General features: G+C 62.2%; 22 protein-coding genes. 6 read left to right on the top strand and 16 right to left on the bottom strand.

The window, feature by feature from the left end; all coding sequences use genetic code 11:
* The first annotated feature begins 52 nt into the window (after positions 1 to 52).
* Both EV286_RS08255 and EV286_RS08250 read left to right on the top strand, forming a co-directional pair.
* On the top strand, positions 53 to 1,264 hold the full coding sequence (locus EV286_RS08255; RefSeq protein ID WP_132956551.1) for a bifunctional 2-C-methyl-D-erythritol 4-phosphate cytidylyltransferase/2-C-methyl-D-erythritol 2,4-cyclodiphosphate synthase: 1,212 nt from the start codon (positions 53 to 55) through the stop codon (positions 1,262 to 1,264).
* Positions 1,261 to 1,764 carry a CinA family protein gene (locus EV286_RS08250; RefSeq protein WP_132956550.1) on the top strand — a complete coding sequence of 168 codons (504 nt, stop codon included), beginning with the start codon at positions 1,261 to 1,263 and terminating at the stop codon, positions 1,762 to 1,764. The genes EV286_RS08255 and EV286_RS08250 overlap by 4 nt, the downstream gene beginning before the upstream one ends.
* On the opposite strand, the gene EV286_RS08245 is transcribed toward EV286_RS08250, so the two are convergent.
* From EV286_RS08245 to EV286_RS08235, 3 genes are all read right to left on the bottom strand, one after another.
* A complete protein-coding gene (locus EV286_RS08245) occupies positions 1,752 to 2,201 on the bottom strand; it encodes a type II toxin-antitoxin system RatA family toxin (protein WP_132956549.1) in 450 nt (149 codons plus the stop codon). The two genes, EV286_RS08250 and EV286_RS08245, sit on opposite strands and share 13 nt — an antisense overlap.
* A gap of 9 nt (positions 2,202 to 2,210) precedes the next feature.
* The gene (locus EV286_RS08240) at positions 2,211 to 2,804 is read right to left on the bottom strand and encodes an AAA family ATPase (RefSeq protein WP_132956548.1); all 594 of its coding nucleotides are present in this window, start codon (positions 2,802 to 2,804) and stop codon (positions 2,211 to 2,213) included.
* Positions 2,805 to 2,912: 108 nt separating this feature from the next.
* Positions 2,913 to 3,824, bottom strand: a complete 912-nt coding sequence (locus EV286_RS08235; RefSeq protein WP_165932807.1) for an AraC family transcriptional regulator — start codon at positions 3,822 to 3,824, stop codon at positions 2,913 to 2,915.
* A gap of 122 nt (positions 3,825 to 3,946) precedes the next feature.
* Here EV286_RS08235 and EV286_RS08230 point away from each other — a divergent pair, with 122 nt between their 5' ends.
* Positions 3,947 to 4,879 (top strand): nuclear transport factor 2 family protein, encoded by a 933-nt coding sequence (locus EV286_RS08230; protein ID WP_132956546.1) that lies wholly within the window; start codon positions 3,947 to 3,949, stop codon positions 4,877 to 4,879.
* Between the two features lie 114 nt (positions 4,880 to 4,993).
* Here the strand turns inward: EV286_RS08230 and lipA are convergent, their stop codons facing one another.
* The 10 genes from lipA to eno all read right to left on the bottom strand — a co-directional run bounded on the left by lipA (position 4,994) and on the right by eno (position 14,431).
* On the bottom strand, positions 4,994 to 5,965 hold the full coding sequence (gene lipA / locus EV286_RS08225) for a lipoyl synthase (RefSeq protein WP_132956545.1): 972 nt from the start codon (positions 5,963 to 5,965) through the stop codon (positions 4,994 to 4,996).
* Between the two features lie 35 nt (positions 5,966 to 6,000).
* Positions 6,001 to 6,249: a GlsB/YeaQ/YmgE family stress response membrane protein gene (locus tag EV286_RS08220; RefSeq protein WP_132956544.1), complete on the bottom strand. Its 249-nt coding sequence runs from the start codon at positions 6,247 to 6,249 to the stop codon at positions 6,001 to 6,003.
* Between the two features lie 13 nt (positions 6,250 to 6,262).
* Positions 6,263 to 6,517, bottom strand: coding sequence for a GlsB/YeaQ/YmgE family stress response membrane protein (locus tag EV286_RS08215; protein ID WP_132956543.1), 255 nt, complete (start codon positions 6,515 to 6,517; stop codon positions 6,263 to 6,265).
* Between the two features lie 55 nt (positions 6,518 to 6,572).
* The gene (gene lpdA / locus EV286_RS08210) at positions 6,573 to 8,018 is read right to left on the bottom strand and encodes a dihydrolipoyl dehydrogenase (RefSeq protein WP_132956542.1); all 1,446 of its coding nucleotides are present in this window, start codon (positions 8,016 to 8,018) and stop codon (positions 6,573 to 6,575) included.
* Between the two features lie 56 nt (positions 8,019 to 8,074).
* Positions 8,075 to 8,716 (bottom strand): SGNH/GDSL hydrolase family protein, encoded by a 642-nt coding sequence (locus tag EV286_RS08205; RefSeq protein WP_132956541.1) that lies wholly within the window; start codon positions 8,714 to 8,716, stop codon positions 8,075 to 8,077.
* 19 nt (positions 8,717 to 8,735) lie between these two features.
* Complete coding sequence (locus tag EV286_RS08200; protein ID WP_132956540.1) at positions 8,736 to 10,088, bottom strand: pyruvate dehydrogenase complex dihydrolipoamide acetyltransferase; 1,353 nt, start codon at positions 10,086 to 10,088, stop codon at positions 8,736 to 8,738.
* Positions 10,089 to 10,102: 14 nt separating this feature from the next.
* Positions 10,103 to 11,485, bottom strand: a complete 1,383-nt coding sequence (locus tag EV286_RS08195; RefSeq protein ID WP_132956539.1) for a pyruvate dehydrogenase complex E1 component subunit beta — start codon at positions 11,483 to 11,485, stop codon at positions 10,103 to 10,105.
* Positions 11,486 to 11,500: 15 nt separating this feature from the next.
* Positions 11,501 to 12,547 carry a pyruvate dehydrogenase (acetyl-transferring) E1 component subunit alpha gene (gene pdhA / locus EV286_RS08190; protein WP_132956538.1) on the bottom strand — a complete coding sequence of 349 codons (1,047 nt, stop codon included), beginning with the start codon at positions 12,545 to 12,547 and terminating at the stop codon, positions 11,501 to 11,503.
* A gap of 147 nt (positions 12,548 to 12,694) precedes the next feature.
* On the bottom strand, positions 12,695 to 13,015 hold the full coding sequence (locus EV286_RS08185; protein ID WP_132956537.1) for a septum formation initiator family protein: 321 nt from the start codon (positions 13,013 to 13,015) through the stop codon (positions 12,695 to 12,697).
* Positions 13,016 to 13,156: 141 nt separating this feature from the next.
* Positions 13,157 to 14,431 (bottom strand): phosphopyruvate hydratase, encoded by a 1,275-nt coding sequence (eno, locus tag EV286_RS08180; protein WP_132956536.1) that lies wholly within the window; start codon positions 14,429 to 14,431, stop codon positions 13,157 to 13,159.
* 482 nt (positions 14,432 to 14,913) lie between these two features.
* Between eno and EV286_RS08175 the strand changes: the two genes are divergently transcribed.
* Positions 14,914 to 16,761, top strand: coding sequence for a methyl-accepting chemotaxis protein (locus tag EV286_RS08175; protein WP_132956535.1), 1,848 nt, complete (start codon positions 14,914 to 14,916; stop codon positions 16,759 to 16,761).
* 51 nt (positions 16,762 to 16,812) lie between these two features.
* Here the strand turns inward: EV286_RS08175 and kdsA are convergent, their stop codons facing one another.
* From kdsA to EV286_RS08160, 3 genes are all read right to left on the bottom strand, one after another.
* Positions 16,813 to 17,661 carry a 3-deoxy-8-phosphooctulonate synthase gene (gene kdsA, locus EV286_RS08170; protein ID WP_132956534.1) on the bottom strand — a complete coding sequence of 283 codons (849 nt, stop codon included), beginning with the start codon at positions 17,659 to 17,661 and terminating at the stop codon, positions 16,813 to 16,815.
* Positions 17,661 to 18,545 (bottom strand): VOC family protein, encoded by an 885-nt coding sequence (locus EV286_RS08165; protein WP_132956533.1) that lies wholly within the window; start codon positions 18,543 to 18,545, stop codon positions 17,661 to 17,663. The genes kdsA and EV286_RS08165 overlap by 1 nt, the downstream gene beginning before the upstream one ends.
* Before the next feature lie 129 nt (positions 18,546 to 18,674).
* Entirely contained in the window at positions 18,675 to 18,956 is a 282-nt protein-coding gene (locus EV286_RS08160; RefSeq protein WP_132956532.1) for a hypothetical protein, read from the bottom strand.
* Positions 18,957 to 19,187: 231 nt separating this feature from the next.
* Here EV286_RS08160 and EV286_RS08155 point away from each other — a divergent pair, with 231 nt between their 5' ends.
* Positions 19,188 to 21,077 (top strand): peptidylprolyl isomerase, encoded by a 1,890-nt coding sequence (locus EV286_RS08155; RefSeq protein WP_132956882.1) that lies wholly within the window; start codon positions 19,188 to 19,190, stop codon positions 21,075 to 21,077.
* Between the two features lie 18 nt (positions 21,078 to 21,095).
* Positions 21,096 to 22,112, top strand: coding sequence for an anthranilate phosphoribosyltransferase (gene trpD, locus EV286_RS08150; protein ID WP_132956531.1), 1,017 nt, complete (start codon positions 21,096 to 21,098; stop codon positions 22,110 to 22,112).
* Positions 22,113 to 22,117: the final 5 nt, after the last annotated feature.

Here is a 22,117-nt window from a genome sequence, read left to right as displayed (position 1 = left end):
GAGGCGATAGACGAGACTACCGAATTCGTTTCCCCCGGGATTTAGGTAACAAATGCATCCAGTGCAACCGATATCGGCCGGAATTGTCATCGTCGCGGCCGGCCGCGGCGAACGCGCAGGATCGCCGGAAGAAGGGCCGAAACAGTATCGGCCGATTGGCGGGAAGCCCGTCATAGCCCACACCATCGAGAAATTCACCGGATGGGAGCCCACAAAGCGGATCGTTGTCGTCATCCATCGCGACGACGGTGATCTCTTCACAGCCGCGCTGCATCATGTGAGCGACAGCAGCGCGGTCACCACTGTCGAAGGTGGTCCTACCCGCCAGCAATCGGTCCTTGCGGGCCTGCGGGCGCTCGAGGGTGCCGGCATCACGCATGTACTTATCCACGATGCCGTCCGTCCCTTCTTTGACCACGCCCTCCTCGATCGCATCGCAGGTAGGCTTGCGGAAGGCGCCGCGGCCGTGCTTCCGGCCACTCCGGTCGCCGACACGCTGAAGCGAGCCGATACCGCCGGCAGGGTTGCCGAAACCGTTCCGCGCGCCCATCTCCATGCAGCACAGACCCCGCAGGCTTTCGACTTTGCCGCAATTCTCGCCGCGCATGAAAAGGCCGCAGGCGAAGAGCGGACGGATTTCACGGACGATGCGGCTATCGCCGAGTGGGCCGGCATTCCGGTCATGCTCGTCGAGGGGCTGGTGGACAACGTAAAACTGACGGTGAAGCGGGATATCGCAATGGCCGATGAACGACTTTCTGCAATGCATCTGCCTGACGTGCGGACCGGCAACGGCTATGACGTCCACCAGCTCGAACCCGGCGACGGCGTAACGCTCTGCGGTGTCTTCATTCCCCATGACCAGAAGCTCAAGGGGCACTCCGATGCCGATGTCGCGTTGCATGCCCTGACGGACGCACTGCTTGCCACCTGTGGCGAGGGAGATATCGGCGATCATTTTCCGCCGTCCGACCCGCAATGGAAGGGCGCGCCGTCCAGGATATTCATCGAGCACGCGGCCAAGATCGTCCGCGAACGTGGCGGCACGATCATGAATGCGGACGTCTCGCTGATCGCCGAGGCGCCGAAGGTCGGCCCGCACCGCGAGGCCATGCGCAGGAACCTCTCCGAATTCCTCGGCATTGCCACGGAGCGCTGCTCGGTCAAGGCGACGACAAACGAGAGGATCGGCTTCGTCGGTCGACGCGAAGGGATCGCGGCAATCGCGACGGCAACGGTCGTCTACGGCGGAAGGAAGCCATGAGCAATTTTCCGGACGATATCCTCGCCCTCGCGCAGGCGATCATCACTGACTTCACCTCGCGGAAGCAGATGGTAGCGACCGCCGAATCCTGCACCGGCGGGCTGATTGCCGGAGCGTTGACCGAGATTTCCGGCTCGTCCGCAGTCGTCGACCGCGGCTTCGTGACCTACACGAACACCGCCAAGATCGAGATGCTCGGCGTGCAGGAAGGGACGCTCGATCTCGTCGGCGCCGTCTCGAAGGAGACCGCGCTGCAGATGGTGCATGGCGCCCTCTTCCGCTCGAGAGCGGACGTCGCGGTGGCCGTCACCGGCATCGCGGGCCCCTCAGGCGGTTCGCCCGACAAGCCGGTTGGCCTCGTGCATCTTGCCGCGAAGTCACGCTTGGGAGAGCTCATTCACCGCGAAATGCGCTATGGCGATATCGGCCGCGACAAGGTGCGGCTTGCCACGGTGAAGACGGCACTGGAAATGCTGCTGGACGTGGCTCACACGGCGTAGATCTTGTCGGCCCGCGTTTCGAAGGCCGATGTGAACATGCGGAACGCCCTGTCGAACATCGAGCCCATGACCGCGCCGAGGATGCGGCTCTTGAATTCGTAGTCGATGAAGAAATGGATAGCGCAGCCGCCATCCGCCGCTTCCTCGAAACTCCAGCGATTGGCCAGATACTTGAACGGTCCGTCGATATATTTGACGTCGATTATCCGCTCTGCCTTGTTGAGGAGCACCTGCGTCGTGAAGGTCTCGCGGATCGCCTTGTAGCCCACCGTCATGTCGGCAACGAGCAGAACCTTGCCATCGCGCTCCTTCCTGGTGCGCACGGTAAGTGCCTCGCAGAGCGGCAGGAATTCCGGATAGCGTTCGACATCGGCGACGAGGTCGAACATCTGTTCGGGTGTGTGATGGACGGAACGCTGCGTTTCGAATTGTGGCATGCAGCGCAGTTAAGCGGGAGCGCCGAGAAGATCAAGAAGAGCGCGCATGGAGCTGCGTGTTTTTATTTCGGCGACGGGAACATCGGGAGCGTATTCTGCAATCCGGTTCAGGATAAGAGCCGGAACCCGGCTCTCGAAGGTCCAGACATAATGCAGGAACTCCCAGTCGAGCTTTTCCGGGCAACCAGGTGCCATCTCGGGCCTCGGCCGTCCGCGCCACTTGAGCCACCGGCTGGTGATGCCCCACATGCAAGCGAGCCGCCGCATCCGGACCCAGATCACGAGTTCCGTTCTCGGCAGCCTTATGTCGAAGCTGGAAGTATTCGTCCCGTCCATGATCCAGCCCTCCTCGGCAACGAGACGCCCGATAATTGCCCGCTGCTCGCTCTTCGGCCGCTGCACCCAACCCGGCAGCCAGAAGACCTCGCGGTCCATCGAGATGTGGCGAAGCCCGAACCGGTCCGAAAGCGCATGGGAAAGCGTCGACTTGCCACCACCGGAGCAGCCGATGACCAGGATGCGCCTTGCGCTCTTCAGGACGGCTGTCGCCTCCTCGATCGTCACGGCATTGAACGGCGCAGTCGGTCTTACGATCTGTTCCACGGTCAACCTCGTTTTCGGATGCTCCTGGCAGGGAGGAATGCTTTTGGCGAAGGCGAGTTGCCTAATGGCTTTGCGTGATCTTCTGATGACAGGAATAGCCGGAGCCTCTCAGGCGGCCTGTACGGGCTCCGCGGGGCTCGAATCCTCGTCCATCTTGCTGCGATTGCGATAGCGTGTCGGCGGCATGCCATGATGCCTGCTGAAGGCGCGGCTGAAGGCGAACTCGGAGACATAGCCCACCTTTTCGCAGATCTGCCGGATATCCATGGCCTGATCCAGCATCTGCGCCGCGATGTTCATCCTCCAGCGTGTCAGATAGCCGAGCGGCGTGTCGCCAAGGCTGTTCTTGAAACGCCGCGCGAAAGCGGCGCGCGACAGCCCTGCGATCGATGCAAGCTGCTCGAGGTTCCAATGCCGGCCGGGCTGGTGGTGCATGCGATCGATTGCGCGCGCGAGGTAGGGATCGCCGAACGCCTTGATGAGGCAGGAGGTCTCAGGGAAGCGGCGATACCAATAGCGAATGATGTAGAGGAACAGTGCTTCGAAGAGATGGTTCGAGAGCAGTTCCCTGCCGCAGGTCTCGTTGCGGATCTCGCTGTCGAGCAGGGCCAGCGTGGCACTGATCTGCGGTTCCGCGCTGGCCTCAGACGCAGTGATGTGCAGGGTTGCGGGAAGAGCCCGGACGGTCGCGTGCAATGCCGTCGCACTGGTACTGAACGCCGCGCAAAGCATGGCGGCCGATGGCGATCCGGCTATGATGACCGGATCGTCGTCCGCACTGCAATTCCGATCGCCCTCGCCCGCACGCCCCTGCCGCTGAACAAAGTAAATGTCGCCCGGACCGAGAAACGTGCTACCGCGGTCGTCTGTCACCTCATAGGCGCCTTCGAGCACGCAATTGACGACGATGCTACCGCCGCAGGCAAATTCCAGTTGCTCGCCCGCTACCTGCCGCAACCTCGCTATGCCGGCGAGACTGGCCTCCGGCACGACGACCCAGTTCGATACTACCTCCGCCATCTCTCTCCCCTCGCTATGCGACGATCGGATATGCATTCAATCCGGCCTGTCATGGTGCGCGCCCTGCGCGCTGTCGTAGCCTTCTGCCGATCGAAAGGCTTCACCATGCACGAGAGGTTCCCATGAAAACCATGATCGCGGCACTTGCCGCCGCTACCCTGTTGGCATTCTCGCCGGCAGTCGCCGCCGACGAAACGCTCTTTCCGCGCATAGCCGACACATCCAAGGCAGCACCGGAAACCGCAAAATTCTTCGACGCATTCTTCACCGCGAAAAGCCGTCACGACGTCGATGCCACGATGTCGTTCTTCTCGCCTGATCTCGTAACCTATACCGACGCAATCCTCGGATGGCCACTCGACAACTACGAAACCCTCAAGGGCGTCTTCGCGTCCTATATGCCGAACTGGGGGAACGGCAGGTCCTACCCGTTCCGCATCATCGGCGGCCCCGACAGCGCAGTCGTGGCGTTCATCGACACGCCGGAACTCTTCGGTGGAGAAATCCGTCTCCTCGGCGCCATCGATTTCAAGGATGGCAAGATCGTGCGCTGGGTGGACTATTGGGACAGCACCGGCTTTCCGGCTGATGTCTACAACAAGGTCCGGACTCCAGCCGACAAATTTCCGACCGGCTTCAAGGAAAGTGCCATCCGCGACAACGCAGCCCCGGCGATCGTCAAGGTGGCAACGGACGTTCAAAAGGCGCTCGCAAACGGCGATGCCGAAGCCGTCGGCACGCACCTTTCCTACGATGTCGTCTACGAAGACCTCACCCTGCGCACGCAGATCCTCGGCGAGGCGGCGACACGACGCTATCTGAACAGGATCCTGCCGGCCGTGCCTTTCGGCAGGGGCGCCGAACTCATGCATGTCGTCGGTGGCGAAAAGGGCGGCGGTTTCGAATGGCGGAGCGCCGACGGGAAAATTCGTGGCGTCACGGCAATCGAACTCGATGGAAATGGCCTGGTCTCCCGCATCACGACGACCTATGACGGCCGTCTAGTGCCTGCCGATGCGCGCAAACAACTCGTTGCACTCTCCTCCGAGCCCTGAGCGCAGGATCATCGACTGGCCGCAGAAGACGCGGCCGAGCCCCTGCCTGGCCCACATTGCAAAATCGGCCGGATTTCTCCGGCCGATTTTGTTTGGAAAAGTATCTGGATCTAGCTATTCCGCTGCGATCAGCAGCTTCTTCTCGCGCGCTGCCCTCAGGCGGGCGAAGTCGTCGCCGGCATGGTGCGAAGAGCGTGTCAGTGGGCTCGACGCCACCATCAGGAAGCCCTTGGTATAGGCGACTGTCTCGTAGGACTTGAATTCCTCCGGCGTGACGAAGCTCATCACCTGGTGGTGCTTGCGGGTCGGCTGCAGGTACTGGCCGATCGTCAGGAAGTCGACGTCTGCGGTGCGCAGGTCGTCCATCAACTGCAGCACTTCGTTGCGCTCCTCGCCGAGGCCGACCATGATGCCGGACTTCGTGAACATGGTCGGGTCCAGTTCCTTCACCCGCTGGAGGAGGCGGATGGAGTGGAAGTAGCGGGCGCCGGGGCGAACCGTCAGGTAGTTGCCGGCCACGGTTTCCATGTTGTGGTTGAAGACGTCGGGCTTGGCCGCCACCACGCGCTCCAGCGCACCCGGCTTCTTCAGGAAGTCCGGTGTCAGGATCTCGATGGTCGTCATCGGCGATGCGGCGCGGATCGCCCAGATCACCTTCTCGAAGTGCTCGGCGCCGCCATCAGCCAGATCGTCGCGGTCGACGGAGGTGATGACGACGTGGCTGAGGCCCATTTCCTTGACGGCCTTGGCGACATTCTCGGGCTCCGCCATGTCGAGTGCGTTCGGCTTGCCTGTGGAGACATTGCAGAAGGCGCAGGCGCGGGTACAGATCTCGCCCATGATCATGAAGGTGGCGTGCTTCTTGTCCCAGCACTCGCCGATGTTCGGGCAGCCAGCCTCTTCGCAGACCGTGACGAGCTTGTGCTCCTTCACAATCGAGCGCGTCTCGGCGTAACCCTTGGATGTCGGCGCCTTGACCCGGATCCAGTCCGGCTTGCGCAAGACTTCCGTGTCCGGCTTATGCGCCTTCTCCGGGTGCCGCACCCGCTTTGCGTCGGGATTGATCGTGTCGAGTATAGTGACCATCAGTCTTAACCTTCCACCGCCCCGCGGGCGGCAACTCAGCGGCGTACGAGCCGCGCGAGGAATATCAGCAGGCAGGCGCCAAGGAAACCCGTGATGAAGTAGCCGAGCCGTCCGCCCGCCACCTCCAGGTGGAACTGAGCGAGGACAGCGGTCGCGACCACCGATCCGACGATGCCGAGAACGATGTTCAGCAGGAGGCCGTAGCGTGCCTCCATCAGCTTGCCTGCAAGCCAGCCCGCAAATCCGCCGATGATGATTGCCGCAATCCAGCCAACGCCTTCCATATTTGCCCTCGCCCTACGCTATTGCCCTTGCAACCAGCACCACGATGATGGCGCCGACCGTCGCATGTATGATCTGAACCACAAGCGCGTTCTCGATTCCCAGCGAAATCCCCAGCGCGCTGAACAGATACCCGCCAACGAATGCGCCGATGATGCCGCTCAGCAGGCACCGTATCAATCCGCCACCACCGACCACGAGGCTCGCGAGGAAACCCGCCACGAGCCCGATCAGCAGAAACACGACCCATGCCTGCGTGCTTAAAGACATGATGATTTCCTTTCGCTTTTTCCACCCCCGAGATAGAGGGCGAGCGGGGGAATTATCAAGCGTTCAAGACCCGGCCGTAGGCGTCCAGCACGGCTTCCTTCATCGTCTCCGAAACGGTCGGATGCGGGAAGATCGTATGCATCAGTTCTTCCTCGGTCGTCTCCAGGTTCATCGCCACGACGAAGCCCTGGATGAGTTCCGTGACCTCGGCGCCGACCATGTGTGCCCCGAGCAATTCGCCCGTCTTCTTGTCGAAGATCACCTTGCAGAGACCCTGGTCTTCGCCGAGAGCGATCGCCTTGCCGTTGGCAGAGAACGGGAAACGCCCGACGCGGATGTCGCGGCCCAGTTCCTTCGCCTTGGCTTCCGTGAGGCCCACCGAGGCGACCTGCGGCTGGCAATAGGTGCAGCCGGGAACCTTGCTCTTGTCGGTCGGATGCACGTTCGGCAGGCCTGCGATCTTCTCGATGCAGACGACACCTTCATGCTCGGCCTTGTGCGCGAGCATCGGCGGGCCAGCGACGTCGCCGATCGCATAGATGCCCGCAACGTTCGTCTTGCCATAGCCGTCGATGACGACGCAGCCGCGATCGGTCTTCACGCCGACCGCCTCGAGGCCGAGGTTCTCGATATTGCCCTGCACGCCGACGGCCGAGATCATGCGGTCTGCCGTGATCTGCTGCACCTTGCCGTCTGCTGTCTCGACATGCGCGGTAATGCTGTCGGCAGCCTTCTCGACCTTGGTCACCTTGGCGCTGGTGAAGATCTTCAGACCACGCTTCTCAAGCTGCTTGCGGGCGATCGCCGTCACTTCGGCGTCCTCGACCGGCATGATCGTCGGCATGACCTCGACGACGGTCACGTCGACGCCCATGGAGCGGTAGAAGCTGGCGAATTCGATGCCGATCGCGCCGGACCCCATTACGATCAGGGACTTCGGCAACGCTTCGGGCTTCAGCGCCTCGAAATAGGTCCAGATAAGCTTACCGTCCGGCTCGATCCCCGGCAGCGCGCGCGGGCGGGCGCCCGTCGCGATGATGATGTGCTTGGCCGCATAGGTGCCCTCGCCCTTGACGTTCTTCGGCACGGGATGCTGCGGCTCGACGACCGGCTTCGTGGACTTGCCGACGACGATCTCGCCGGGTTTGGTGATCTTTGCCTCGCCCCAGATGACGTCGACCTTGTTCTTCTTCATCAGGAAGCCGACGCCGGCATTGAGGCGTGCCGAAACGGCGCGCGAGCGGCCGACGACCGCCTTCGTATCCGCTGTCACCTTGCCCTCGAGCACCAGGCCGTAGTCCTTCAGGTGGTTGGAATGGTCGAGCACTTCGGCCGATCGCAGCAGTGCCTTGGTCGGAATGCAGCCCCAGTTGAGGCAGATGCCGCCGAGATGCTCGCGCTCAACGATCGCCGTCTTCAGGCCAAGCTGCCCGGCGCGCACAGCCGCAACATAGCCGCCGGGACCCGAACCGATGATGATGACGTCGTAATTCTCAGCCATGTGTTTCCTGCCCTTTCATTGGTGGCCGGGTGAAGCAGAATGCCGGCCTTTTTCCTTTAGACCCCGAGCATCATGCGCACGATCGGCTCGAGGCCGCGACCGAGCGCCCGGGTGTTTTCCGCATCGAGATGCACGCCGTCGAGAGGCGTTGTCCTGGCAACCGAATTGCCATCGAAGAAGCCGCAGCCGAGCTCGTCGGCAAGGTCGCGGTAAAGCGTCGGCAGCTTTGCCGATTCGGCAACGCCGCCAGCGAAGGAGGCTGCAAACGGTGCGTTCGCCGTCTCGGAGAGCGCCGGCGGAGCAACGATCAAAATGTCCGGCTCGTCGAGTTCGAACGGCCAGGCATGATTGCGGATCAGTCGGACAAGCCGACCGATCCCCTGGCAGGCAGCGAAGGCCGAGCCTGCGACCACCGGCTTCATGTCGTTCGTGCCGAGCAGAAGAATGACGAGGTCCAGCGGCGCATGCGTCTGCAGTATGGTCGGCAGCACGCGGGCGCCATTGCGATCGCAATCGGCGAGATGATCGTCGAAGGCGGTCGTGCGACCATTCAACCCTTCGGCGATCACCAGAGCCTCGCTGCCGAGCCCGTTTTGAAGGACGGTCGACCACCGGTCTTCATAGGCATGACGACCGATCGTCTCGGCGTCATAGCCCCAGGTCAGCGAGTCGCCGTAGCAAAGAACGGTCTTCGTCATTTCCGCCCCCGCCTCAAGTTCAAACAAGCATGCCCATCGGGTTCTCGATATAGCCCTTGAAGGCAGCGAGCAGTTCTGCGCCGAGCGCCCCGTCCACGCAGCGATGGTCGGTCGAAAGCGTGACGCTCATCACGGTCGCGACAGCCAGTGCCCCGTTCTTGACGACCGGGCGCTGCTCACCGGCGCCGACCGCAAGGATCGTCGCATGCGGCGGATTGATGACCGCGGAGAACGACTTGACGCCCATCATGCCCATGTTCGAGACCGAGCTGGTACCGCCCTGGTATTCCTCGGGCTTCAGCTTGCGCTCCTTGGCACGCTTGCCGAGGTCGCGCATTTCGTTAGAGATGACGGAGAGCGTCTTTTCCTCGGCCTTGCGGATGATCGGGGTGATCAGTCCGCCGGGGATCGAGACAGCAACGCCAACATCGGCATGCTTGTGCTTGACGGTGGCGCTCTCGGTCCAGGAGACATTCGCGTCCGGCACGTCACGCAGTGCAAGCGCCATGGCCTTGATGACCATGTCGTTGACCGAGAGCTTGTAGGCCGGTGCGCCGTCCTTGCGCCGAGCCGCATCGTTCAGCTGCGTGCGAAGGGCAAGCAGCGCATCGAGCTCGCAATCGACCGTCACATAGAAGTGGGGGATCGTCTGCTTGGATTCAACGAGGCGCTTTGCGATCGTCTTGCGCATGCCGTCATGCGGCACGAGTTCGTAGGAGCCGGGCTCGAAGAGCTTGAGAACGGCGTCATCCGATGCGCCCTTCGCGGCAACCGCCGGAGCAGGTGCAGCAGCCTGCGGTGCTGGAGCAGCGGCCGCAGCAGGAGCGGCCTTGGCGCCGCCTCCGGCCACAGCTGCCTCGATGTCGCTCTTGACGACGCGTCCATGCGGACCAGAACCGACGAGACCGGAGAGATTGATGCCGGCTTCCTTCGCCAGACGCCGCGCGAGCGGCGACGAGAAGACACGATCACCGCCCGAGGAAACGGCTGCCGGAGCGGCCGGCACGGGTGCAGCCGCAGGCGCCGATTGGGCAGGCTGTGCAGCAGGTGCGGCCTCGGCCTTTGGCGCCGGCGCCGCAGCAGGTGCAGCCGCGCCGTTCCCGGAGGAAGCGGCCGCCTTTACGTCCTCGCCATCGGCGGCAAGGATCGCGATCAGCGCGTTAACCTTGACCCCTTCGGTGCCGGCCGGCACGACGAGCTTGGCAACCGTGCCTTCATCGACGGCTTCGACTTCCATCGTCGCCTTGTCGGTCTCGATCTCGGCGATGACGTCACCGGACTTTACAGTATCGCCTTCCTTGACCAGCCATTTGGAGAGGTTGCCCTCCTCCATCGTCGGGGAAAGGGCGGGCATCGTGATATTGATCGGCATCGAAAGGCCCTCCCTTACTTATAGCAAACGGCTTTCACCGCATCGACCACTTCGGCGACGTTCGGCAGTGCGAGCTTCTCCAGGTTGGCCGCATAGGGCATGGGCACGTCCTTGCCTGCGATCGTCAGAACCGGGGCATCGAGATAATCAAAGGCCTGCTGCATAACGCGTGTGGCAATTTCCGCACCGACCGAGTTCTGAGGATAGCCCTCCTCGACGGTGACCAGACGACCGGTCTTCTTCACCGATTCGATAACGGTCGGAAGGTCCATCGGGCGGAGCGTGCGCAGATCGATCAGTTCGACGTCGATGCCGAGCTTTTCGAGTTCGGCAACTGCCTTCGTCGCATAGGTCATGCCGATGCCGAAGGAGACGACGGTAGCGTCCTTGCCTGTGCGATGAATGCGCGCCTTGCCGATCGGCAGCACGAAGTTGTCGAGCTTCGGCACATCGAAATGCTGGCCGTAGAGGATTTCGTTCTCGAGGAAGACAACCGGGTTCGGATCGCGGATGGCAGCCTTGAGCAGACCCTTGGCGTCGGCCGCCGTGTAGGGCATGACGACCTTGAGGCCCGGGATCTGGCTGTACCAGGACGCGTAGTCCTGGCTGTGCTGGGCGCCAACGCGCGCAGCCGCGCCGTTCGGGCCGCGGAAGACGATCGGAGCACCCATCTGTCCGCCGGACATATAGAGCGTCTTGGCAGCGGAGTTGATGATCTGGTCGATCGCCTGCATGGCGAAGTTGAAGGTCATGAACTCGACGATCGGCTTCAGGCCGGCCATCGCGGCACCAACGCCGACGCCGGCGAAGCCGTGCTCGGTGATCGGGGTATCGATGACGCGGCGCGCACCGAATTCCTGCAGCAGACCCTGGGTCACCTTGTACGCGCCCTGATACTCGGCAACTTCTTCGCCCATGACGAAAACGCTGTCGTCGGCGCGCATTTCTTCGGCCATGGCGTCACGCAGGGCTTCGCGAACGGTCATCGACACCATTTCGGTGCCCGCCGGAATTTCCGGATCGCTCGGAGCTGCCGCCTTTGGCGCGGCCGGAACCGGAGCTGCTGCCGGCTTCTCTTCCGCAACGACCTGCGGTGCCGCAGCCGGCGCCGGCTGGGCTGCCGGGGCAGACGTCGAAATGGCATCCGCGGATTCGCCGTCCTGCAGCAGGATTGCGATCTTGGCGTTGACCTTGACGCCTTCGGTTCCGGCATCGACCAGCAGCTTGCCGATCGTGCCTTCGTCGACGGCTTCGACTTCCATCGTCGCCTTGTCCGTTTCGATCTCTGCGATCACGTCGCCGGAGGTGACCTTGTCACCTTCCTTCTTGAGCCACTTGGAAAGCGTGCCTTCTTCCATCGTCGGAGAAAGGGCGGGCATGAGGATATCGATAGGCATGGGTTCCCTCCCCGATTAGAGCAGAATATCGGTATAGAGCTCGGATGCATCCGGCTCGGGATCGGCCTGGGCGAAGTCGGCGCTGTCGGCGACGATGTCGCGGACGTCCTTGTCGATCGCCTTGAGGTCGTCTTCCGAAGCCCAGCCCTTCTCGATCAGGCGATTGCGAACCTGCTCGATCGGGTCGGACTCGGAGCGCATCTTCTGCACTTCGTCCTTGGAGCGATACTTCGCCGGGTCGGACATGGAATGGCCGCGGTAGCGGTAAGTCAGCATCTCGAGGATGATCGGGCCCTTGCCGGAGCGGCAATATTCGAGCGCCTCATCGGCCGCAGCCTTGACGGCGCGCACGTCCATGCCGTCGACCTGGATGCCGGGAATGCCGAAACCGGAGCCGCGCAGCGAATAGTTCGACTGAGCCGTCGCGCGCGCCGTGGAGGTACCCATGGCGTAACGGTTGTTTTCGACGATATAGATGATCGGCAGCTTCCAGAGAGCAGCCATGTTGAAGCTCTCGTATACCTGGCCCTGGTTGGCAGCGCCGTCACCGAAATAGGCGACGCTTACCGAGTCATTGCCACGGTACTTGTTGGCGAATGCCAGGCCGGTGCCGAGCGAAACCTGGGCGCCGACGATGCCGTGACCACCATAGAAATGCTTCTCCTTGGAGAACATGTGCATGGAGCCGCCCTTCCCGTGGGAATAGCCATTGCGGCGTCCGGTCAGTTCGGCCATGACGCCACGCGCTTCCATGCCGGTGGCGAGCATGTGTCCGTGATCGCGATAGGCGGTGATGACCTGATCACCTTCCTTCTGCGCCATCTGCATGCCGACGACGACGGCCTCCTGGCCGATATAAAGGTGACAGAAACCGCCGATGAAGCCCATGCCGTAGAGCTGGCCGGCCTTCTCCTCGAAACGGCGGATAAGCAGCATCTCGCGATAGGCCTTCACCTCCTCATCGCGGGTGAAATCGGCCACCGGGCCGCCGTTCGATGCTTTCCCTGCAGTTTTTGCGCTGGTTTTGCGGCTGGAAACGGTCGCGGTTTTTCGCGGCGCCATTCAACCCTCCCTATGGGTTTGTCGGTTTGGTGGTTGGCGCGTACCATAGGGAAGAAATTTAGCCACAGCAATGCCATAAATGCATGGCACGTATTCTGGCCTAACTATATGATATTGCTAGATTAAATAGGATTAACCTGTTTCCGGTTAATTGAAGTAGGAATTGAAGATCACAACTTCATCGGCCCGCGATTCATTGAGTTGATAGCGAGCTCTTTCATCCAGCATGTCTTTTTCCATGGAGCCGTCGCTCATCAAGGCGACCTGCCGCTCCAGATGCTCACGCTTTGCTGTCAGGACAGCCAACTCCCTCTCGCGCTCCACGCGCTGGCGCTCGAAGACGTCCGTCGCCTTCAAGCCGTAATCTCCGTGGATGCAATGATAACCGAAATAGGAAAGGAAGGCGACGGTCATCGCCGGCAGTACGAAACGGCCCAGCTTTCTCTTCTTGTGATACTTTGTCCACATGCTCACACGCTCACGACGCTACACCCTGTGAAGGCGAGACTAGGATCGAGATGTTAACCGACCGTTGACTATGATCGTGTGCGAACAAAAAAGGCCCGCGCCTGAAAAGACGCGGGCCTCAATTCTTCTGAAATCAGCCTCTTAGGCGCGAAGGACCGAGCGGCCGGCGTACTGCGCCTGCGGGCCGAGACCTTCTTCGATGCGGATCAGCTGGTTGTACTTGGCCAGGCGGTCCGAGCGCGACAGCGAGCCGGTCTTGATCTGACCGCAGTTCGTCGCGACTGCCAGATCGGCAATCGTCGAATCTTCGGTTTCGCCCGAACGGTGCGACATGACCGCGGTGTAGGCCGCCTTGTGCGCGGTGTTGACGGCGTCCAGCGTCTCCGTCAGCGAGCCGATCTGGTTGACCTTGACGAGGATGGAGTTGGCAACACCCATACGGATGCCATCGCGCAGGCGGGCGGAGTTGGTGACGAACAGGTCGTCGCCGACGAGCTGCGTCTTGGCGCCGATCAGGTCGGTGAGCGCCTTCCAGCCGTCCCAGTCATCTTCCGCCATACCGTCCTCGATCGAGATGATCGGATACTTGCCGGCGAGCTCGGCGAGATATTCCGCCATTGCGCCCGGCTCCAGCGTGCGGCCTTCGCCTTCGAGCACGTACTTGCCGTTCTTGAAGAACTCCGTCGAAGCGCAGTCGAGACCGAGATACATGTCCTCGCCAGGCTTGTAGCCTGCCTTCTCGATCGACTTCATGATGAAATCGAGCGCTTCCGGCGCGCTCTTCAGGCCCGGCGCGAAGCCACCTTCGTCGCCGACATTGGTGTTGTGACCCTGTGCCGCCAATTCCTTCTTCAGGACGTGGAAGACTTCCGAACCCATGCGCACCGCATCGCGCAGCGTGTCGGCGCCAACAGGCATGATCATGAATTCCTGGAAGTCGATCGGGTTGTCCGCATGCGCGCCGCCGTTGATGATGTTCATCATCGGCACCGGCAGCAGGTGCGCGCTGGCGCCGCCGACATAGCGATAGAGCGGCAGGCCGGAAGCCTGCGCAGCAGCCTTCGCCACAGCAAGCGAAACGCCGAGGATGGCGTTGGCGCCGAGCCGCGACTTGTTGGGCGTGCCGTCAAGCTCGATCATGATCCTGTCGATCTGGATCTGGTTCTCCGCATCGAGACCGCCGATTGCGTCGAAGATCTCGGTGTTGGCCGCCTCGACCGCCTTCTCGACACCCTTGCCGAGATAGCGTGCACCGCCATCGCGCAGCTCGACCGCCTCATGGGCGCCAGTGGACGCGCCCGACGGTACCGCTGCGCGGCCCATGCTGCCATCTTCGAGATAGACATCGACTTCGACGGTGGGATTGCCACGGCTGTCGAGGATTTCACGGGCGATAATGTCGGTAATTGCAGTCATGATTGTTTCCTGCTCGCTGGGTGTAGAAACCTTTGATGGCCTGTCATAGTCGAAGGTGCGGAAATTACAATGCCGACACCGAATCCGCCCCAAGGCCCGTCCGCTGGCCTATAACAGAAAGGTGTCAGACTTTTGAAGCCGTCTCTGCGAGGGAGCAAATGACTACCTTCTCTTGGTAGGTCGCACCGTGCGCCGCAGGATGGTAGGCGGCGTCGCAAAGACCGCGGGCTTTACCCAATTTTGGTCCACGAGCGCGGACCGTGATTCACCACCCGGTAACCAGTTTCTTCTAATTTAATCAACTGAAACAAGGAGGCGCCGCGTAGGCAGCGAGGCATGATGCCGACCTCCTCTGCGGTTCAAGCCCGCCTGAGGAAGACCGGGCGCCGTCGAATGACCGCCCCATTCAGCGTCAAAGAGTGAACGCACAATTTTCGCAGCCGCCGGCGAAGGCATGCAGCTGGAATTCTGATGAGGGTCAGATGAAACTCAATATCGCACGTAGCCTGGCATTGTTCGGGGCGGTCGTCATTCTCGGCCTGGTCACTTCGATCGGCATTCAGAACTACGCATTCAACAAGCTCCGCGTGAACGGGCTCATGTACAAGCAGATCATCTACGGCAAGGATCTTGTCGCAGACATCCTGCCTCCGCCGCTCTATGTCATAGAGCCCTACATGCTGGCGCTCGAAGCAGTGCGGAACCCGGCGGTCGCGGAAGCCAACATGGAGCGGATCGCCACTGTTCTGAAGCCAGCCTACGAAGATCGGCGCAAATACTGGCATGAGACGGCACTCAGCGGAGACCTCAAGCAGAAGCTGCTGGAAGATGTCCTCGTCAAAGGCGACGAATTCTGGGACGTGATGAACGGTGAAGTCGCACCGGCCCTCCTTGCCGGCAACAGCGCCGCCATCCCTCCGGCCTTTGACAAGCTTGCCCGCGCCTTCCACAGCCACGAGAAAGCGGTGAACGAGCTGGTCCAGATGGCAAACAAATTCCAGGCAACTGCCGAGGGCAATGCTGCCGCGGAAACGGAATTCCTTTCGACGATCACGCTTTCCTCGGCCGCAGTCTCCTTCGTCCTCCTGGTGGGCGGTCTCTATATGTTGCGCCGGCGGGCTATCGTGCCGCTTTCGGCCATGCGGGATTACATGGCCGTCCTCGCCAGCGGCGATTATTCGCGAGAAGTCCCCTATGTGCGCCGATCGGACGAAATCGGCGAAATGGCGCAGGCGGTCACCGTATTCCGCGAATCGGCCGAGGAGCGAAACGAGATCCGGCGCAGGCAGGACAACACCCGCGAGGCGCAGGTTCGCGACGATGCGGCACGCGCCGCCGCCAAGGCCGAAGAAGACGAAGAACGCCAAAATGTCATCGCAAGTCTCGGCAAGGGACTGGAACGCCTGTCCGCCGGCGATCTCACCGTTCGTCTCGACGAACCTTTCACCGCTGCATACGAGATGCTGCGCGAGGAATTCAACACGAGCGTCGACATGCTCGCCGAAGCGATGACGGAAATCTCGGCTGCGACCGACACGGTTCGCACCGGCTCGAAGGAGATCGCGTCAGGTACCGACGACCTCGCCCAGAGAACCGAGCAGCAAGCCGCCTCGCTCGAGCAGGCGGCATCCGCCCTCGACGAGATCACCGTTACCGTCAAGACCTCCTCGGAACGCGCCCGCGAGGCGAGTGCGATGATGGCGCAGACCAAGGACAGCGCCGGCCGCTCCGCCGCCGTCGTCCGGGATGCAGTGATCGCGATGGAAAAAATCGAGGAATCCTCGACGCAGATCCGCAGCATCACCAACGTCATCGACGAGATCGCCTTCCAGACGAACCTGCTGGCCCTCAACGCAGGCGTCGAAGCTGCGCGCGCCGGCGAGGCTGGCAAGGGCTTCGCCGTCGTCGCCCAGGAAGTGCGGGATCTTGCCGGCCGTTCGGCGAACCTCGCCAAGGAGATCAACCACCTGATCGAGACGTCGTCGACCCAGGTCGCAGCCGGCGTGTCCCTCGTCAATCGCACGGGCGAGGCCCTCAACGAAATCGACGAGCAGGTGCGCAAGGTGACCGGGCTGGTCGAGGCGATCGTCAGGACATCCTCAGAACAGTCGACAGCGCTCAGCGAAGTCAACGCCGCCGTCAACCGCATGGATCAGGTAACGCAGCGCAACGCCGCGATGGTGCAGGAGACAAATGGCGCCTGCCGCGAACTGGGCGACGAGGCACTGTTGCTGAACAGGTTGCTTGCCCGCTTCCGCCTCGCAGAGGATGCTGCGAGGCGCTCGCTGCCGGCCGTCGCGGCACAGCGGAAAGCAGTTCGAGCCGCCTGATAGCCCATTCTCCGGAAGTCCCCAATCGGTGACTTCCGGATCTGGCAGCAATCAGTTCGCCTTGGCGATCGCGTCGAAGGCGAGCAGCTTTTCCAGCAGGCGCGGCATATCCTTCAGGTGAACCATGTTCGGCCCATCGGACGGCGCATGATCGGGATCCTCATGGGTCTCGATGAACACGCCGGCAACGCCGACTGCCACGGCTGCGCGCGCAAGGGTTTCGACGAACTCCCGCTGGCCGCCGGTCGATCCGCCCTGCCCGCCAGGCTGCTGGACCGAATGCGTGGCGTCGAAGATCACCGGTGCTCCCATGGCCGCCATGATCGGCAGCGAGCGCATGTCGGAGACGAGCGTGTTGTAGCCGAAAGAGGCGCCGCGTTCGCAGAGAAGGATATTCGGGTTGCCGCTGTCGTTCAGCTTGGCAAGCACGTTCTTCATGTCCCAGGGCGCCAGGAACTGGCCCTTCTTGACGTTGATGACACGGCCAGTCTTGGCTGCCGCGACGAGGAGATCGGTCTGGCGGGACAGGAATGCCGGAATCTGGAGAACATCGATGACCTGCGCAACGATCGCGCACTGTTCCTCCGTGTGGATATCGGTCAGCACCGGAAAGCCGAACTCCCGCTTCAGGTCTGCAAAGACTTCGAGGGACTTCTCGAGCCCCATGCCACGCTCTCCCGACAGCGAGGTGCGGTTCGCCTTGTCGAAGGAGGACTTGTAGACAAGGCCGATTCCAAGCTTGCCGCAAAGCTCACTGAGCGCGCCCGCAATCATGAAGGCATGATCGCGGCTCTCCATCTGGCAGGGACCGGCAATCAGCGACAGCCGGCCGGAATTCGAAAAGACGACCTTGGATCGGCCGTCACCGACAACGACTTCGGAATTGGTGGGATTGCTCATCATGACTCCTCGAATGCGAATAGCGCGCCTTGGCCCGGCGCTGCTCTTGTCAGTATGCGATTGTTCTTTCGCGTGTATGTCACCGAGTTAGCAGCCAGAAGCGCTTCTGTCACGGCAATATCGGATACGCGGAAGACGATCGCCCGCCCCCTCAGCCCGTGTTCCACTTCGGGGACAGGAAGCTCGAAGAACGCCTCCATACCCTCCGGGTCTAGGACGCAAATCCGCATGTTTGCGGTGGCGACATGGATGCCGAACGAATGGCGGACGATGTCGTGTTGCCTTACAAGGCTGCCGAGGAACGCACCAAACGCCGCAGGCTCATGCGCCGAAAGCACGATTTCCTTGATCCCGGCGACACCATTGCCGTGCGTTTCCAGCGAACTGCGGTCCGCAGGCAGCGGGTCGATGCGCTGGCAGCAGAAGCCCAGGAAGTCCGGCGCACGAAGGTCGCCCGCGAAGGCAAGCCTGAAGGATGCCGTCGACGTCGATCCGTCCGATAGGCGCACCGGGCGCGAAAAATTGAGCATGTCGCCCGCCGACATCCCGCGCCGGCGGAAATATCCGTGATCGGCGGCCGCATCTTCGGTCCCGAGGGCAACGCCGCCAAAGCCGTCCTCACCGCAGCGAAAGCGGAAAGCCTGATCCCTTGCCGTAAACACGTTGCCGTCCTTGGCCGACGCCTCGGCCGCAGCACGATCGAAGACGCCAAGCGGCTCGAGATAGGTCTGGTCCGAGAAGAAAACGCAGGCGTTTTCCGTGCCGAATGGATGGCGCGCATCGGGCGCGACGGTGAAGCCGAGCTTGCCGAGCCGCTCGCGGGCGGCGAAAATCCCCGCGGTCGGAAGAACCAGATGATCCACCGGATGGGGAGACAAGGTCATGAACGGTGTCCTCCAGCCAACAGCCGTTCATGTGCGCTCTTAACCGGAGTTTTGCAAGGAGAAAGCGAGGCGCGGCCAAGCCCCGCATCCACCCGAATGCCCAGGTCCTGCTCCTTCTGCGGGGGCGGCCTATCGGCGGCTCAGAAGGCCCAGTACATAGGCAATGCCGGCGGTGACGGCGAGCGTGAAGATCGGTTCGTCGCGAACCTTCTCGCGCACCTTTTCCGTCATCATCGATGCTTCTTCCGCAACGGCGGTCTTCGCTCCTTGGCCGAGCGCGACAACGCTATCGGAAAGGCGTGCTAGGTCTTCACGCAACGCTGCCACCTGGGCGGCAAGGTCGTCCGCGGCAACTTCGGCCTGTGCGCGAGCGGCGGCAGACTGCGCGGAGGCGGTTTTCAGGTCAGCCATGATCAACTCCTCTTGATGGACGCTGCTTCAACGAAGTCTCGAAGCCAAAAGTTCCGTCAACCGGCCCCCATTTCTGCGCCGCACAACGGAAATTGCCCCCTAGTGTAAGCGCATCGTCGCGCAGAAAGGCTTTTCGCTCAATATGCCTTCAATTCCGGATCGGATTGTTCTAAGGAACGTCAATTGCTTCGCCCGCGTGCGGGCCAGAATACCTGCGAGGTTTGCGTACCGATGTTCGAATTGCTGAGAAAAGCCGCTCATACCTGGGTGGCAAAGGCACTCATGCTTCTCCTTGTCGCCTCCTTCGGCATATGGGGCATTTCCCGCGAGCTGGTCAGCGGCAGCAGCAACACCGTGATCTCGGTCGGCAGCCAGCACATCGACACCAACGAGTTCCGCCTCGCCTACCAGCGCCAAATCCAAAACCTCAGCCAGCAGGTCGGCATGCGGCTGACGCCCGATCAGGCGCGCGCCTTCGGCGTCGAGCAGCAGGTCTTTTCGCAGCTCGCTGCCGGTGCGGCGCTCGACCAGCTCGCCGACGACATGAATCTCGGCCTGTCCGAGGATCGCCTCGCCCAGCTGATCGCCGAGGATCCGGCCTTCAAGGCCGTCAACGGCCAGTTTGACCGCCAGCTCTTCTCCTCCCGCCTGCGCAACGCCGGCATCCGGGAAGACGACTACATCAAGGAACGCAGCAAGGTCGCCGTCCGCAGCCAGATCGTCGATGCGATCTCCGATGGCTTCACCGCCCCGAAGACGCTTGTCGACGCGCTCAAGCTCTATCGCGACGAGAGCCGTGCCGTCGAATACCTGATCCTGACGAATGCCAACATCGACCCGATCAAGGCGCCCGCCGAGGACGTGCTTGCCAAGTGGTTCGACGGCGTGAAGCAGCGCTATCGCGCCCCCGAATATCGCAAGATCGCCTATGTGAGGCTTCAGCCGGACGACATCGCCGACGCGGGCACGGTCAGCGACGAGCAGATCCGTGAGGAATTCGACAAGCGCAAGGACAGCTACAGCACGCCCGAAGTCCGCACCGTCGAGCAGCTGACATTCCCCGACAAGGAAACCGCCGATGCGGCCGAGGCTGCGCTGAAAAGCGGCACCACCTTCGATCAGCTGGTGAGCGATCAGGGCAAGTCCGCTTCCGACGTCCTTCTCGGCGACTTCACCAAGGACAAGGTGCCGGATCAACAGGTCGCGGACGCCGCCTTCGCTGTCACCGCCGATGGCGGCACGACCCCGGTCGTGCAGGGTGCATTCGGCCCCGTCATCCTGCGCATCAGCAACATCAAGCTCGCGACAACCAAGAACTTCGACGAGGTGAAGGAGGAAATCCGCCACCAACTCGCGCTTGCCAACGCCAGCGCCCAAATCCTCGACACCCATGATCGCTTCGAAGATCTCCGCGCCTCCGGCTCGACGCTCGAGCAGGCGGCCAACGAGATGAAGCTGAAGCTCGTCGTCCTTGATGGCGTCGACATCAGTGGCCTCGACAAGAACGGTGCCGAAATCAAGGACATCCCCGCCAAGCAGCAGCTGCTCAGCGAGGCCTTCAAGGCCGATGCCGGCGCTGAAACCTCCGCCCTCACCCTCGGCAATGACGGCTATGTCTGGTACGAGGTCGAGGACGTTACACCGGAACGCGATCGTCCGCTGAGCGAGGTCCATGACAAGGCCGTGGCTGACTGGACGGCCGAGCAGCAGAAAAGCGAGCTGGGCGCCAAGGCCACGGAACTGAAGCAGGAAGCCGAGAAGGGCAAATCGCTTGCCGACATCGCCGCGCCGCTGGGTATCGCGGTCGAGACCAAGAGCGGGATCACGCGCAACACCGACGATGCGGTGCTCGGCCGTGGCGGCGTTGGCGCTGCCTTCTCCGGCCCGGTCGGCGCTGTCGCCAGCGCCCAGGGAGCCGACGAAGGCACGCAGATCCTGCTGAAGGTCACCGAAGTCAATTCGCAGCCGACCACGGACGTCCTGAACAATCAGGACGCACAGGCGACCGCCATCGCCAATGCGGCAGGCGACGACATTCTCGACCAGATGGTGAACCAGCTGCAGTCGGAATATGGGGTGAACATCAACCAGACGCTCGCACAGCAGGTAACGGTTCGGTAGGGCGCAACCGGGGGGCACATGACCGAACTGAAACCGCTATTGAACAAGGTCGCCAGTCGCGAGTCGCTGACGCGCGAGGAGGCCCGCCAGGCTTTTGAAATCCTGATGTCGGGCCAGGCCACGCCGTCGCAGATCGGCGGCTTCCTCATGGCTTTGCGGGTGCGTGGCGAGACCGTAGACGAGATCGTCGGCGCAGTCAGCACCATGCGCGCCAAGATGCTGCCGGTCGAAGCGCCTGCCGATGCGATCGACATCGTCGGAACCGGCGGCGACGGCACCGGCACCTACAACATCTCGACGCTTGCGGCCCTGATCGTCGCAGGCGCGGGCGTCCCCGTTGCCAAACATGGCAACCGTGCGCTGAGCTCCAAGTCCGGCGCGGCCGACAGCCTTTCGGCACTCGGCGTCAATCTCGACATCGGTCCGGAACAGATCGCCCGCTGCATCCGGGAGGCTGGCGTCGGCTTCATGTTCGCCCAGATGCATCACTCGGCGATGCGTCATGTCGGCGCGTCGCGGGTGGAACTCGGCACGCGCACCATCTTCAACCTGCTTGGCCCCCTCTCCAATCCGGCGGGCGTGCGCAAGCAGCTCGTCGGCGTCTTTGCGCCGCAATGGGTTGTCCCGCTCGCGCAGGTGCTGAAGGATCTCGGATCAGAGAGCGTCTGGGTCGTCCACGGCGACGGGCTGGATGAAATTACCACCACGGGAATGACGACCGTCGCTGCCCTGGAAGGCGGCAGCATACGGACATTTGAATTGACGCCGGCCGATTTCGGGGTTCCAACCTGTAAGCTGGCCGACATCAAGGGCGGCGACGGCATCGTGAATGCGGCAGCACTTCGAGATGTTCTCGGCGGTGCGCGCAGCGCTTATCGCGATATCTCGCTTGTCAACGCGGCGGCCTCACTCGTCGTCGCCGGCAAGGCCGAGACGCTGGCCGAAGGAATGCGGATCGCTACCGAATCCCTGGATAGCGGCCGGACAGCGGCGGCGCTCGATAAACTGGTCGCCGTCTCGAACGAAAATGTTTGAAGGAT

Source organism: Rhizobium sp. BK251, assembly GCF_004345245.1.
Lineage (GTDB): Bacteria > Pseudomonadota > Alphaproteobacteria > Rhizobiales > Rhizobiaceae > Rhizobium.
Note: the sequence above shows the minus strand (reverse complement) of the source record. Positions and strands in the feature narration are given on the sequence as shown.